We start from the raw sequence: 13,986 nt of genomic DNA on the forward strand, positions 1-13,986 counted from the left end.
ACCCGATGACGCCTCCCCTCCCTTCCTCCTCCGATAACGCCCCGGCGCCCCGGCGACGCGGCAAGGTCCTGTGGGGTGGCGCGGGCGTCGGCGTGGCGGTGCTGGTCGGAGGGCTCTTCCTGTGGAACCCACGGCCTTCATCGCCCGGCTCCACCCCACGGGACACGCACGAGGCGCATGGCGAGTCCCACGCGGACCACTCGCATGAGACGCCCCGAGCGAAGTCCCAGGCCCCCATGGAGGTGCTGGTCCAGACGGACCGCGCCGCTCGGGCCGCCGCGACGGGACAGCGGGTCCAGGCGCACGAGGCGCTGTCGGCCGCGCTGAAGCTGGCGCCTCAGCACGCGCCGGCGCTCCTCGTGAAGGCCTGCCTCGCGCTGGAGGAAGGCCAGGACACCGAGGCCCGCGACGCGCTCCAGCGGTTGGACGCGGCCTCACCCGGCGCTCCGGAAGGAAAGCTGCTGGCGCGGCTGGACGCGCTGCGGCGCGGGGGCGGCATGGACTGGCAACAGGCGTTCCGCCAGGCCTGGATGGACGTGGGCCAGCCCGACTTCCAGCAGAGCGCGCTGCTCCCCGGCGCCACGCCGCTACCGCCCGACCCGGCCATCGCCGCCGCGGCGAAGGCCGCCTGGGAGCGCGCCGCGTCGGACGACGTGAGGCTGATGCTGGCCCTGGGCAGCCCGCGACTGGACGCGGACAAGGCGCTCTTCCTGCTGCGGCAGGTGCCTCGGCTGGAGGACCCGTCCCTCTTCGTGGCGGTGATGGACGTGCTCCGGGGCGAGGCCTTGCCGCAGGCCTCCCATGACGAAGCGCGCACGGAGTTCCGCCAGAAGCTGGAGGCGCTGGCGGCCGCGCACCCGCGCGCCATGCAGCTCCAGTTGCTGCTGCTCCTGGGAGACACGGAGCCGGGCTCGGAGATGAGCGCGGCGGAGATTGACCGCCTGGAGCAGGTGGCCGCCCTGCCCGTGTGGCGCGAGGGCGTCTTCACCCAGACGTATGAGGAGGCTCGGAAGCTGCTGGAGGGCTCGGGGGTGCCGGATGTCAGCGCCACGGCGATGGCGGTGGCGGCCCACAGCGTGACGGACCGGGGCTCGTGGGTGCTGCGCACGCGCAACGTGGGCACGCGCGGCTCGCTGTCCCCCGAGGACCGGAAGCGGCTGGGCCGCATCACCCGCGACATCGGCGCGCGCATGGCCGAACAACCCACCATGGTGGAGCGCATGGTGGGCCTGCAGCTCGTCCGCAGCGGCGCCCAGGACCTGGGCGATGAGGCCGGCCGTGAACAGGCGCTGGCGCGAATCGGCGCGCTGGAAGGCGCGGTGGCCCTCTTCCGCAAGGCGTCCATGGACCGCTGGCCCCTGCATGCGCTGACGGAGGAGCTGATACAGGCGAGCACGCGAGACGAGCCCGCCTACCTGCTGTCCTTCACGCGCGTGGAAGCGAACCAGGCGGCGGAGACACCCCAACCGTAGCGGTGGCTGGGACGAGGTCTCTCGGGCCCCGGGAGACTTCCACCCGGGGCCCGAGCGGGCCCCCCACGATGCCACGAAGCCGCCGCACGCCGGACCTCCAAGGTCGTCCGGGCAACCGCACTCCTTCCACGCGAGCGCCGGGAACAAGCGGGTTGCTTCCCGAGCGGCCTGCGCGTGGGCACCGTGGAATACCGTCCACGAACTCCAACGCTACGGTGGGCGAAGAATATCGGCTGCGCGTGGCCTGTCCACCCGTCGGGTCCTGACTCCCGCAAGCACCGTGACAGGCCGGGTGTGGTGAGGACGCATAGCAGTTGCGCATTCACGTCGAGTGTGAGCAGGCGCCGGGAAGACTGAATTCCTTTCAGGGTGCTCGGGAAGCAGCGGGGTATGCGGGAAACCGCTACGCCGGCGCGCGCGTCACGATGTCCAGTGCCCCCGCTCGTCAGGTAGCAGGAGCGCCGTTGCCGGTCAGGCTTCGTCGTCGGGGAGGAGCGTCCGGAGAAGCTCGTCGTCGGGACCGAGCGGGCGCCAGCCGGCGGGGGGAGGGTTGGCGAGAAGCGCATCGCCTGCCCGATCTACTCGTTCCTTGTGGGTTTCTGGGCTGTAGGCAGACCACGTCCCGAGCCCCAAGGCCACCTCTCCACGGGTGACGTTGTCCAGCGTGCCCGGCCAGCCATTTGGGAACCTCTCGGCCAACTCGCGAACGAGGACGTCACGAACCAAGCGCGTGACCTGCTTGCGCTGTTGCGCCTCGTACAACAAGCCGCTCAGGACCTGCACGGCAGCAACGTCGTTACCAAGCTCGTCGGCCAGGGCATACAGCGGAACGGCAGGGCGCGCTTCGGCAAAGGCGGTGAGTGAGCCGAAGCCCCGTTCACGAGCCCTCTCGTACAAGCGTGCCTTGATGTTGCCCCGCCAAGCTTCTCCGCCACTCATCTGCTTCTCCCGGACGTGAAGTTCATCGGGATTCTGTAGTCCCGCATACGCATCGCGACCTCCTTCAAGATCTCATTCCGCATCAGCATTCGGCCAGCCTTCATCTCGGCCTTGAACAGTATCTCCATGATCATCCGGTTCCACTCGCCGGGCCACATGCGTCCCAGCCTCCAGTTTCCTCCACCATGAATCGCCTCGTGGTGCGCCCTCTCCAGCCGGACGCAGAACTGGTCGATGTCCATGTCCCCCTTGAAGCCGCGCGCCTCGAACCACTCGCGGTGCTCCTTCGGCAGGACGTGGTGCTTCGGTGCGTCGGACATGCCCGCGCCCGCTCTGCCCGTCACCTGCATGCCGCGCACTTCGGGGCTGTCCCCCAGCGCGTCGCGCACGCCCTTGGGCAAGTCCTGGTGCGCCTGGGCCATCATCACCTGTCCGCCGTGAATGCGGATGGCCGCGCTGACGGCCGGGAGGGAGATGACGCCCGCCTGCACCAGCCTTCGCATCAGCTCCACCCACTCCGTGGAGACGACGATTCGCGAGCCCACCATGACGCCACCCGAGCTCATGACGAGCCCCACGCCGAGCGTCGCGGGTGCGGCCGGGGGCAGCCGGGGCAGCGACAGCTTCAGCGTGGAAACCATGGTGAGCATCTCCAGCACCTGCGCCGCCACCATGACCTTGCCGCCGAACTCCATGGCCGAGCGCGCATCCCGATGAATCGCGTCGAACTCACGGGTCAGCTCCCCCATCAGCGCGGGCATCGCGGTCGCCGCCGCCTCTACGCGCTCCGAGTCCCCCGAGGCGAGGTCTGCCAGCGTCGGAGCCATCAGGCTTTGAACTCGATGCAGGTCCACGAACAGCTTCTCGTAGCCGCACATGGGACAGTCGCGTACCACGGCGTCAGCGAGTTGGAGGAAGTCCACCCACGTGGCCAGCAGCAGGGCTCCGAACATCGCGGCCTGGAGTCGAGGTCCCGACATGCGGAGGACGCCCAACTCCATGTCGGAGTCCCCCACCTGCGACGCCACGCTCACCAGCGCGGTGGCGCTCCCAAGCGTTCGTCGGAGCCACGCCCGTTGCTCGGAGCCGTGGTTGAGATAGCGCGTGAACACCCCGGCGAGTCCCCGGCCACCGAGGGAGGGCGGACGCGACGCAAGTCGGGAGCGCGCGGCTTCGTTGCCCTCCAGGGAGCGCTTCACCTCGTCGATGGCGGCGAGGACGGCCTGACGCGTCGCTGCGGCACTCCGCTCCCTACCCCCGGCAGCTCCAGACACGGTGCCCGGCCCGGCTTCCGTGACGTCGCGACGTGGCCCCTTGCGGCGCAATCGCCGTGGGTGCACCTCGGGTCCTGAATCGCCTGGCGGTTCTACCCAGGCGGGGGACGCGGCCACGCGCGGCGCGTAGCGCAGCGGTCCGTCACGTTCGGGAGCATTCGGCGCCGAGGCACACCCCGTGGCAAGTACAGCCACCACCAACAGCAGCGCGTCAGCACGCATTGTCCACCTCCAGCCCCACCGAGTCGAAGGCTCCCGGCCGCAGCGCCCCTTCCGCCGCACCCAAGTAGCGGCCGACCCGATGGCCGAAGATTGGACATAGGCGGGAAGCTCCGAGCGCCCGCGCGAGAGGGATTCGCGCAAAGGCAAGCTCAAGGTACTGCCAGCCCATTCCAAGTTGAACGACGTGTCAGGTCTAGAAAGCCGGGAATCTCATCTGGGATTGCGAGCAGGCCGGGCCTGCCCCGGCGCTCGACTGGACCCGCCCACAAGTTCTCCACAGTGAAGCGCCGCGCCGCTCAGTGCACCGCGTTCTCATGGTGCCCGTGCCCCGGGCCGCCGAAGGTCCCAGGCCAGGGCGCGTTCGCGGGCAGCAACCCTGGCATGGGGAAGCGCATGAAGCGCGGCTGGCTGGTGGCGAAGGGCGGATCGCACTCGCCACAACCCAGGGCTCCGTCCATCAAGTAGAGGGCGCCGGGCCCCAGCTCCATCAACTGCGGCACCGTGCGCGGCGCGTAGTCGAGCGGACACTGGAAGGCCTCGCCCCCATCCCGCGCGCGCACGCCCACCAGCCACCGCTGGTGGTCAGCCGCCACCGCGTGCGTCAGCACCAGCGTCTCGGGCGGAAGGCCCGCGCCCCTGGGCCAGGTGCCCAGCCGGAGCTCCTTGGTCGTCAGGCGCTGGCCTTCCTTCAGCGAGTACAGCCACGCCAGCCCCAGGTCCGGAAGCCGGAAGCCCTTGAGCTGCGTCGCGGCCGGCGTGGCGCTCAGGCTGTCCGCGCCCGCGTTCACCGTGGTGCCCGGCGCGCTGGGCACCACCACCTCCCGAGTGGCCACCATGCGGCCGAGGTGCTGCGCGAGGGACGACCCCACGGGTGTCCCATCTCGGGTGCTCAACGCCTGGAAGCCCCATTCGGGCAGCAGCAGCCCGTCCACCACCGCGAGCTCACCCGCGCGCTGGGGCTCCGTCCTCCGCCAGCGCGGCACCCCCTCCGAGGAGAAGGCCATCAGCAATGTGGGCGTCCCCGACGCCAGCGGCGCCCCCGTGTTCAGCGTGGGCGCGAAGGCGACGTAGAGGTCCCCCACCACGTCCGAGGCGAGGCCATACGGATGCGGGTGGTTGCACTCGGCGAGCAGCGGGTCCGTCAGCTCGCGCGCGGACACCATGTGGCCGAAGGCATCCAGCACCACCAGGAAGTACAGGCGGCACGCGGTGTCGCGCCGCTGCTCCGTGGGGTAGGCCTCGAAGAGGGCCGCCAGCCGGTCCGGCGCCATCACCGCCAGCCGCGCCAGGAAGAGCGTCTGCGTCCTCTCCCGGAAGTCCGGCCGCGCGTCGGCCAGGGTGAAGGTCCACCGCGGCGCTCCCGTGTCGCGCTCCAGCAGCGACACCGTCCCGTCCATCGGCATGTCCATGCACAGGAGCCGGTCATTCCACAGCATGCAGCGCCGCGCCGGATGGGAAGCTCGCACCGGAGCCTCGCCCGCCGCGTCCAGCACGGGCGTGCCGTAGAAGCCCGACAGCGTCACGTCCCCTTCCGGCCCCACCAGCAGGTCCTGCAGCTGCGCTCCTTCCGTCCGGGCGTCGTGCTCCCAATCCACCTTCAGGGGCTGCGCCGCGGGCCGAGCACACACGCCGCCGCGGCAGTGCCCCGACGCCTGACACGGGCTGGCCGCTTCACACAGGAAGCCCTCCGGCAAATCGCGCTTCACGCAGGCCCCGTCCAGGCACACGTCCGCGTCCTCACAGGTGCCCTGGGCCGCGCCGCAGAGGGTGCCATCCGGCGCGGGGGCCGTGGCGCATCCCCCGAGCGGATCGCACGTCCCCACCTGACACGGCCCGGCCGCTGGACAGGGCGGCGCCGGCACGGACTGGCACCCGTCCAGCACGTGGCACACGTCCGTGGTGCAGGCGTCGCCGTCGTCACAGGCGCGCTCTTCACCCCGGCAGCGGCCCGCCTGGCAGGTGGCGCCGGTGATGCAGGCATTGCCCGGCGCACACGCGGTGCCGTCCGGCAACACCGACTCCACACACCGCTCCGTCACCAGGTCGAAGGTGGCCGCCGCGCACGTCACGGGCGTGAAGCACGCCGGCACCGGCTTCGCCTCGCCCGCCAGCACCAGCCGCACCTGGCCACCGTCCGACGCGGTGCCGGTGAGGATGACCTCGTAGCGCCCCTCGGCTTCGGGCGCGAAGCGCAGGCGCACCGGCACCTCGCCCGCCAGCACCCGGACCGGCAGCGCCTCCCCCAACGAGAAGGGTGCCGATACATCCGTCCACGTGACGTCCAACGGGGCCCGGCCGCCATTCACCACGCGGACCTCGGCCTCCCGCCGGGTGCCCGGGTAGGCGTGCGGGAAGTCCACGCGCTGCGCCGACAACCGCAGCCGCCCCACCGCCCCCGACAGGGACGGTGTGTCCCGACAAGCCGCCGCTCCCAGCCCCAGCATCAGCGCCAAGACAATGCCGCTGTACCGGGACGCCCGCGTTGCGTGCGCCATGGCGTCCTCCCCCCGTGCCTCCTGGCTATACCCGCACCGGAAGGCCCCGCGGACGCCTCGCCCCTGTCGGCGTCCCACCTCCCAACACTTCAGGGTCGGCGGGGAGGGGGGCAGTGTTTTTTACAGGCCGTTCCACTGCTACAGGCCGCAACCGCGCGAAATGGTTGGGTGCCGGAAGGGTATGGTTCTCGCACGCGGGGTACGTCATGACCTTTGTCGCCGCATCCTCCTCATGCGCCCCTTCGTCATCGCAGGCCTTCACCGTGCTCATCCCACGCGGCCTGCAGGCGACCGTGGAGGGGCTCGCGGCGGAGACCCGCCAGGAGCTGCTCGCCGAACTGTTCCGCCTGGCCGCGCTGGCCCGGCAGGAGGAAAGTCAGCTGCCCCCCGAGTTCCCGTACACGCTGAGGCTGGACGTCGCCGGCTGCCAGGTCAGCGTGGAGCTGGACCCGTCCCGCGCGCGCCTCACCCTGGTGGGCCTGCTGCGGCCCCAGTCGCTGGAATGAGCCCGGCGCTTCGCCTGGGCCAGGGGTGAGATGTCGCGCCGTGCTGGATATGCAGAATCCTGGGACCTCACGTACCTGGTGGAGCAGCTCCGGGAGCTGATCGGGCACGACCTGCGCCTGGGCGAGGTCCTCAGCGATGAGCTGGAGGACGTCCTGGGCAGCCTGGTGCAGCGCAATCAGCGCCTGAGGGTCCTGCAGCGCATGGTGAACGCGGAACGCGCCCCAGAGGACCTGGCGGCCCTCCGCGGGGCCCTGGAGGACATGGACCGGGAGCTGATGATGCGGCTGCCCACGTTGCTCGACCAGCTGCGCCTGGCGCTGCCTTGAGTTTCCACAGGCACTTCGTCCCCAGCGCCGCCTGCTTCTTCTAAAGGTTCATAGAGGTATTGATCTATTGGTAGTAGCGGTAGGGCGCCGGGACTTGGGGACAAGTCAGCAAGCGCCTGGGAATACTCACGAATTTCGGAAGTGCTACATGTGGGTAAGATGACGGTTATCCCCGGGAACCCACAGGGGGTGATCCACACCGGGGTTTCTCCACAGCCCCACCCCCGCTATCCACAGGCCATCCACAGCTTCCCGGTGGATGCGGGAGGCACCCGAGGTGGTGGCGTGTTCTCACCCCACGTCCGCCCCGCACAAGGCTGTTATCGTCTGGCGCGGGATGTGCCCCGACAGTGGGGTGCCGGCGGAGGGTTTCCCCATCGACTTCTATCGGGGCGAGCGCATCGGGAAGTACGAGGTCGTCACGCAGCTCTCCGTGGGCGGCATGGCGGAGCTGTTCCTGGGCTTCACTTCGGGTCCGGGTGGCTTCCGCAAGTACGTGGTCATCAAGCGGGTGCTGCCGGACGCGCGGGACAACGCGCAGTTCGAACGCATGTTCCTGGACGAGGCGCGCATCACCGCGGCCTTCAACCACCCCAACATCGCGCAGGTGTTCGACCTGGGGCGCGAGGATGACGGGCTCTACCTGGCCATGGAGTTCATCGCCGGGCAGAACCTGAACCAGATTACCGGCGCGTGCCTGCGCCGCCACGAGCAGCTCCCGCTGGGCTTCACGCTGTCGGTGGCGCGCGACGTCTGCATGGCGCTGCACTACGCGCACACGTACACGGCGCCGTCTGGCGCGCCCAGCCCCGTCATCCACCGCGACGTCGCCCAGAAGAACATCATGGTGACGTACGACGGCGTGGTGAAGCTGCTCGACTTCGGCATCGCCAAGGCGAAGGACAGCCTGGAGCGCACCAACGTCGGCACGGTGAAGGGCACCACCGGGTACATGTCCCCGGAGCAGGTGCGGGGCGAGGCGCTGGATGGGCGCAGTGACTTGTTCGCCGTCGGGGTGATGCTGCACGAGCTCATCACCGGCGCGCGCCTGTTCGCGGGGCAGAACGAGCGCGACGAGATGATGAAGATTCTGGAGGAGCCCGTCCCCTGGCCCTCGCACGTCGCGCCGCACGTGCCCGAAGCGGTGTCCAAGGTGGTGATGCGGGCGCTGGAGCGCAGCCGCGAGAAGCGCTTCGCCACCGGCCGGGACATGGCCCGGGCGATTGAGGCGGCGGCGGGCAAGCTGCTGCTGGACGCGCATGACCGGGCCGCGCTGATGCAAGACCTGTTCGCCGAGCGCATGTCCGCCACGCGCGTCATGCTGGAGTCCGCGGACGGCACCACCAACGGCGTCATGCTGGAGTCCGCGAAGCGAGCCCTGCGCGGTGATGACGGGCCCTACCTCCCCGAGCGCAAGGACCTCCCGACGCCGTCCAACGGCGTGGCGGGCATGCCGCGCAAGCCCTCGCGCAAGGTGCAAGCGGCGGCGGCGCCCCGGCAAGCCGCGGCGGCCGCGGCGGCGGGTCCGCGGCAGCCACCGGAGAGCAAGACCTCCAATGTGCTGTGGGGGCTGGTGCTGCTGGGCATCCTGGTGGGCGGCGGGTATGCCGCCTGGCACCTGTCGAAGGTGCTGAACGAGACGGTGGAGGAAGAGGACGCGAGCGCGCTGCGCACCCTCCCCCGCCATGATCCGAACCTGCCCGTCTACCCGGTGCCGGGCTATGACGCTCCCACCCCGGATGCCGGCACCCCGGAGGCCCCGGCCAGGGCGTTGGGCGCCGCGGTGGGCGGCGAGGACGTGGAAGAGAGCCGTCCCAAGGAGGCGGCGAGCCCCCGTCCGGCGAAGGGCCGGGGCAAGCTGACCTTGCTGGTGCTGCCGGAGGCGGAGGTCTTCCGAGGCAAGAAGCGGGTGGGCCGCACGCCGATGTTCAACGTGGTCATGCCCGCGGGGGAGCACGACCTGACGCTCGTGGGCCCGGACGGCAAGAAGCGCATGCTGTCGGTGCCGATTGCCGTCGGGGAGACGACCCAGTTCCGGCTGAAGCTGGCGGAAATCCCCGAGCGCTGAAACACAGCGCCGGGATTGAGGGGCACGTCCCGGGGCACCGGGTTATCTTCGCGCCCCTCTTCCTCTGATTCCGGACTGTATGGCTTCTCTGAACATCGGCTTCCTGATGGACCCGCTCGAGACGGTGCGGGTGGACCACGACTCCACGTTCGCGCTGATGCTCGAAGCGCAGCAGCGCGGCCACCAGGTGCGCTACTTCGAACAGGGCTGGTTGCGCTTCAACGGCACGTGCGCGGAGGCGCGCATGCGCCACGTCACCGTGCGCCGCGAGCCGGGACGGCACTTCGACCTGCTCGACGAGGCCCCGCGCCCGGTGTCCTCGCTGGACGTGCTCTTCATGCGCAAGGACCCGCCGGTGGATGCGGAGTTCCTGCACGCCACCCAGCTGGTGGAGCTGTGCGGCACGCAGCGCCCCCCTGTCTTCATCAACGAGCCGTCGGGCATCCGCGACGCGAACGAGAAGCTCTACTCCCTGCGCTACCCGGACCTGATGCCGGACACGCGCGTCACCAGCGAGCTGCCGGTGCTGCTGGACTTCATCGCGCGCAACGCGGCGGGCACCATCCTCAAGCCGGTGGATGGCTTCGCGGGCAAGGGCATCCTCTTCCTGTCCGCCACGGACCGGAACGCGCGCTCCGCGGTGGACATGCTCACCCGGGGTGGCCGGGAGGCCGTCGTCGCGCAGGCGTACATCCCGGAGAGCCGCCAGGGCGACAAGCGCATCCTCCTGGTGGACGGCGAGCCGGTGGGCGGCGTGCTGCGCGTCCCGTCCGAGGACGACCACCGCGGCAACATGGCGGCGGGTGGCGTGGCTCGCAAGGCCGTGCTCACCCCGCGGGATTTGGAGATTTGCGAGCGCCTGAAGCCGGAGCTGCGCCAGCGCGGGCTGCGGCTGGTGGGCATCGACGTGCTGGGCAGCTACCTCACCGAGGTCAACGTGACGAGCCCCACCGGCCTGGTGGAGGCGAACCACCTGGACGACGTGTGCGTGGAGGCCCGGGTGCTGGACGTGGCGGAGCGGCTCGTCGCCCAGCGCTGAGCCCCACCGGAGGACGCCGGGCGACAGGCGCAGGCTGCCCGGCGCCCGGTGGCTCTTCGTGAGCTGAAGGCTGACTCATGTTTCAGTGCACCACACGACGCGGCGCGTGATTTGAATCCTGGTTCATGTTTCAGCGCGATGCGACGCGACGCGCCTTGAATCAGGGGCTGTCGGAGGAGTCAGGTCTGTCCCCGTGGCCGCCCATTCCCCCCTGGTGGCGGCCTGGGAGACACCATGCACAAGCATCGTCGCAGCCGTTCCTGGCCGTGGTCGTGGTCCGCCGGAGTGCCCCTTGCCGCGTGGCTGTTCGCGGGCTGTGGCGGGCCGGCGGAGGACGCGCCGGAGGACGAGGTGGCGGAGCAGCAGCAGCCTCTGCTCACGCAGGTGACGAACTTCGGCAGCAACCCCGGCAACCTGCAGATGTTCCGCCACGTGCCGTCCGGCATGCCGGCCAACGCGCCGCTGGTGGTGGTGCTGCACGGCTGTACGCAGCGGGCCGCGGCGATGGAGGGCAGCGGCTGGTCCGCGGCGGCGGACGTCTACAAGTTCTACGCCGTCTATCCGCAGCAGCAGAGCGGCAACAACATGAGCAGTTGCTTCAACTGGTTCGAGCCCGGCGACATCGCGAGAGACCGGGGCGAGGCGCTGTCCATCAAGCAGATGGTGGACACGATGAAGGCGACGTACTCCATCGACCCGGCGCGGGTGTACGTGGCGGGGTTCTCGGCGGGTGGCTACATGGCGCCCGCGCTGCTGGCGGCCTATCCGGACGTCTTCTCCGCTGGCGCCATCCAGTCCGGAGGCCCGTACCGGTGCGCGGAGTCGATGAATGCGGGCTTCAGCTGCATGAGCCCGGGGGTGAACCGCACGCCCGCCGCGTGGGGAGACGTGGTCCGCAGCGCGTACCCGGGCTACTCGGGCCCGCGTCCGCGCGTCAGCATCTGGCACGGCACCAGCGACTACACGGTGAACGTGATGAACCTCACCGAGGCGATGGAGCAGTGGACGAACGTGCACGGCATCGACCAGACGCCGGACACGGTGGAGACGGTGTCCGGCTTCCCGCACAAGGTGCACCGGAACGGCGCGGGCACCGCGCTGGTGGAGACGTGGGAGCTCACCGGCATGGGCCACGCGGTGGCCATGGATGCGCAGTTCCAGTTCCCGGGCGGCACGGGCAGCGCGGCCTGTGGCGCGGTGGGGGCGTACCTGAGCGACGTGAATCTCTGCGCCGTCTACCACCAGGCGCGGTTCTTCGGGATTGTGGGAGGCGGAGGCGAGCCCACGGGTGACACCACGCCGCCCACCGTCAACGTGACGGCGCCAGCGAACGGGGCCACGGTGAGCGGCACGGTGAATGTCACCGCGAGCGCGGCGGACGCGGTGGGCGTCACCCGGGTGGAGTTCCTGGTGGATGGCGCGGTGGTGTCCATGGACACGCAGGCGCCGTATGCCTTCGCCTGGAACAGCGCGGCCGTGGGCAACGGGCAGCACCGGCTGGGCGCGCGGGCGTTCGACGCGGCGGGGAACCAGGCGACGGACGACGACACGGTGGTGACGGTGAGCAACTCCGGCTCCCCGGCGCCGGTGACGGTGCAGTTCACGGGCCTGGCGGCGGATGACGGCTACCTGAAGGCGAACGCGGATGGCAGCGCGGCGGCGCTGGGGTTCATGACGAACCTGGCGCTCGGCCGGGGGACGGATGGGAAGTACAACCGGTCCTTCCTCTCCTTCGACACGTCGAGCCTTCCGGACGGGGCCACCGTGACGCGGGCGTTCCTGACGGTGAGCTACTCGTCGGGCTCGGGAGACCCGTGGTCGACGCCGGCGGGGAACACGCTGGTGGTGGATGTGAAGTCGGGGACGTTCAACGCGGCGAACACGGAGCCGGCGGACTGGGCGGCGGCGGCCACGGCGAGCAGCGTCGCGGGCATCGACCGGTTCACCGCGGGCGCGAAGAGCTCCGGGGACTTCAGCGGCGCGGGCCTTTCCGCCATCAGCAAGACGGGGAAGACGCAGCTGCGGCTGCGCTTCACCCAGGCGCAGACGGCCACGCAGTACCTGTTCGTCCGGGATGGGGCGAACGCGGTGCTGACGGTCGTCTATTCGCCGTAGGAAGGCGGGGCGGACGCCGGCTCAGACCGGCGTCCGCTGCATCAGCGCCGCGAGTGCGTCCCGGTTTCGTGCGCAGTGGGCTCGGAACGCGTCGCTGAGCTCGGAGGTCTGCTCCAGCCGGGTCCAGTACGCCAAGGCATGACGGGCGGCATCGGACCAGACGTCGAGCGTCTCCGCGGTGGGCGGTCGGGGCTCGAAAATGCGCTCGACGATGCTCGTGCCCACGGGGGCGAACATCATCGGGAGCATGTCGTAGGCAGGGGCGAGCCGGAACCGCTGGGGTCCGTCCTCGAAGAAGGAGAGGTTGCCGAAGTGCCGGTCAGTGTTGCCGGTGAGCTGCCCGAAGGTATCGAGCCAGCGAATGCGCCGGGCGTCCTCGTCGCTGATGGACTGGCGCTCCAGGAGATACCGGGCCGCGCTGGTCCAGGTGCTCCCCTTCCCTTCGTGGCCGAGGTATTCGTTGTCGATGGCCATGAGTGAGAGCAGCGCCTTGCGGCCTCGCTCGCCGATTCGGTCGAAGCGCTCGACCTCGAGGAACTGGTAGCCCTCGACGCGGAGGGAGCGTGAGGCCGCGGCCGGAATCCCGGCGGCCTGGACGGCTTCGAGCGCGAGGCCTTCGCAGATGAGCAGCTCTCTCCAGCGCTGAGCGGCGACGCCGTCATCATTGGCCGCGAACTTCACCAGGACGTGGCGTCCTGCTGTGTACGCCGTGAACTTGGGCTGCTCGCCACCGGCGGAGGAGCCTGCCTCGCTCGACAGGGATGAGCGGGCGAGCTCCGGGTACTGGGCTTCGGTGACGGGTCGAAGCGGGCTGGCCAGGAAACGGTCCAGGGAGGCCGCGCCGATGATGTGGGCTCCGACGCAGTCCTCGCCTCGGAGCGCGAGCGCGATGAGCTGGTGGTCTTCCGTCCAGTCCGTGATGCGTGGGGGAAGTCCCAACTCGGGGTGGCGGGTCGTGAAGCCCCGGCCCAGGTAGCCCTGAGGGCTCATGTCGGCGGCGAAGGGTGGGAGGCCGGCGAACCGTTCCCCTCCCCCATCCTGTCGCGCAAGCCAGCAGCCTCCGTTCCAGAGTGGGTGCAGGATGCCTGCTTCGTGGGGACGGCCTGCCTCGTCGACGCGGTAGAGCCGTAGCTGCGCTCCCAGGGAGGCAACCGAACGCGTCCGCGCATAGCGGGTGGCGGGCCCCTGTCCCATCCGGCAGACGCTCGGACCCGCCGAGGCGAGCAGCCGCGACACCGTCGGGCGTGAGACGCGGAGCTGGGTGGCCAGCTCGCTCCCCTTCAGCTCGACCTGACGTCCGAGGAGGGTCAGCAGTTGTTCCAGAGTGGCCATGAACGGATTTCTGAGAGGATCCGTGAACAGATATCGATGACCGATATTGCCGCGCAACATACTGAAATAACATCTGAAATTTCCGATGTGACCCTGGCTGGTGAGCAGATTTGCCAGCGGGGATGCCGAGGCACAGTGCTGGGTTCTTGGGGCCGAAGCGGACGTTGGGTAGGAAGCCCCGCAGCCCATGCCTGAAC

Annotated in this window: 10 protein-coding genes; 6 read left to right on the plus strand and 4 right to left on the minus strand. The window is 70.0% G+C overall.

Going from position 1 to position 13,986, the window contains the following annotated elements:
- Positions 1–1,472: tetratricopeptide repeat protein (locus G4D87_RS20370; RefSeq protein WP_240358435.1), on the plus strand; the 1,472-nt coding region annotated here is incomplete at its 5' end.
- A 471-nt stretch (positions 1,473–1,943) separates the two neighbouring features.
- Here G4D87_RS20370 and G4D87_RS20375 read toward each other — a convergent pair.
- The 3 genes from G4D87_RS20375 to G4D87_RS20385 all read right to left on the minus strand — a co-directional run bounded on the left by G4D87_RS20375 (position 1,944) and on the right by G4D87_RS20385 (position 6,402).
- On the minus strand, positions 1,944–2,411 hold the full coding sequence (locus G4D87_RS20375) for an NUDIX hydrolase (protein WP_163783731.1): 468 nt from the start codon (positions 2,409–2,411) through the stop codon (positions 1,944–1,946).
- Positions 2,408–3,610 (minus strand): DUF2380 domain-containing protein, encoded by a 1,203-nt coding sequence (locus G4D87_RS20380; RefSeq protein ID WP_338044987.1) that lies wholly within the window; start codon positions 3,608–3,610, stop codon positions 2,408–2,410. The genes G4D87_RS20375 and G4D87_RS20380 overlap by 4 nt, the downstream gene beginning before the upstream one ends.
- A 593-nt stretch (positions 3,611–4,203) precedes the next feature.
- Positions 4,204–6,402, minus strand: coding sequence for a tenascin-X (locus tag G4D87_RS20385; protein ID WP_163783733.1), 2,199 nt, complete (start codon positions 6,400–6,402; stop codon positions 4,204–4,206).
- Positions 6,403–6,665: 263 nt separating this feature from the next.
- Between G4D87_RS20385 and G4D87_RS20390 the strand changes: the two genes are divergently transcribed.
- From G4D87_RS20390 to G4D87_RS20410, 5 genes are all read left to right on the plus strand, one after another.
- Positions 6,666–6,908, plus strand: coding sequence for a hypothetical protein (locus G4D87_RS20390; RefSeq protein WP_240358436.1), 243 nt, complete (start codon positions 6,666–6,668; stop codon positions 6,906–6,908).
- A gap of 30 nt (positions 6,909–6,938) precedes the next feature.
- Complete coding sequence (locus G4D87_RS20395) at positions 6,939–7,235, plus strand: hypothetical protein (protein ID WP_163783735.1); 297 nt, start codon at positions 6,939–6,941, stop codon at positions 7,233–7,235.
- Between the two features lie 355 nt (positions 7,236–7,590).
- Positions 7,591–9,303, plus strand: a complete 1,713-nt coding sequence (locus G4D87_RS20400) for a serine/threonine protein kinase (RefSeq protein ID WP_163783736.1) — start codon at positions 7,591–7,593, stop codon at positions 9,301–9,303.
- 79 nt (positions 9,304–9,382) lie between these two features.
- Positions 9,383–10,342: a glutathione synthase gene (gene gshB / locus G4D87_RS20405; protein WP_163783737.1), complete on the plus strand. Its 960-nt coding sequence runs from the start codon at positions 9,383–9,385 to the stop codon at positions 10,340–10,342.
- A gap of 234 nt (positions 10,343–10,576) precedes the next feature.
- A complete protein-coding gene (locus G4D87_RS20410) occupies positions 10,577–12,457 on the plus strand; it encodes an extracellular catalytic domain type 1 short-chain-length polyhydroxyalkanoate depolymerase (RefSeq protein WP_163783738.1) in 1,881 nt (626 codons plus the stop codon).
- Positions 12,458–12,478: 21 nt separating this feature from the next.
- Here G4D87_RS20410 and yjjJ read toward each other — a convergent pair whose 3' ends face one another.
- Entirely contained in the window at positions 12,479–13,789 is a 1,311-nt protein-coding gene (yjjJ, locus tag G4D87_RS20415) for a type II toxin-antitoxin system HipA family toxin YjjJ (protein WP_163783739.1), read from the minus strand.
- Between the last annotated feature and the right edge of the window lie 197 nt (positions 13,790–13,986).

The organism is Myxococcus vastator (assembly GCF_010894475.1).
Taxonomy (GTDB): domain Bacteria; phylum Myxococcota; class Myxococcia; order Myxococcales; family Myxococcaceae; genus Myxococcus; species Myxococcus vastator.

What these genes read in the sequence shown, in the direction of transcription:
- G4D87_RS20375 (WP_163783731.1), bottom strand. Translation starts at nt 2,411, where the DNA reads ATGAGTGGCGGAGAAGCTTGGCGGGGCAACATCAAGGCACGCTTGTAC.
- G4D87_RS20385 (WP_163783733.1), bottom strand. Translation starts at nt 6,402, where the DNA reads ATGGCGCACGCAACGCGGGCGTCCCGGTACAGCGGCATTGTCTTGGCG.
- G4D87_RS20395 (WP_163783735.1), top strand. Translation starts at nt 6,939, where the DNA reads ATGTCGCGCCGTGCTGGATATGCAGAATCCTGGGACCTCACGTACCTG.
- gshB (WP_163783737.1), top strand. Translation starts at nt 9,383, where the DNA reads ATGGCTTCTCTGAACATCGGCTTCCTGATGGACCCGCTCGAGACGGTG.
- G4D87_RS20410 (WP_163783738.1), top strand. Translation starts at nt 10,577, where the DNA reads ATGCACAAGCATCGTCGCAGCCGTTCCTGGCCGTGGTCGTGGTCCGCC.
- yjjJ (WP_163783739.1), bottom strand. Translation starts at nt 13,789, where the DNA reads ATGGCCACTCTGGAACAACTGCTGACCCTCCTCGGACGTCAGGTCGAG.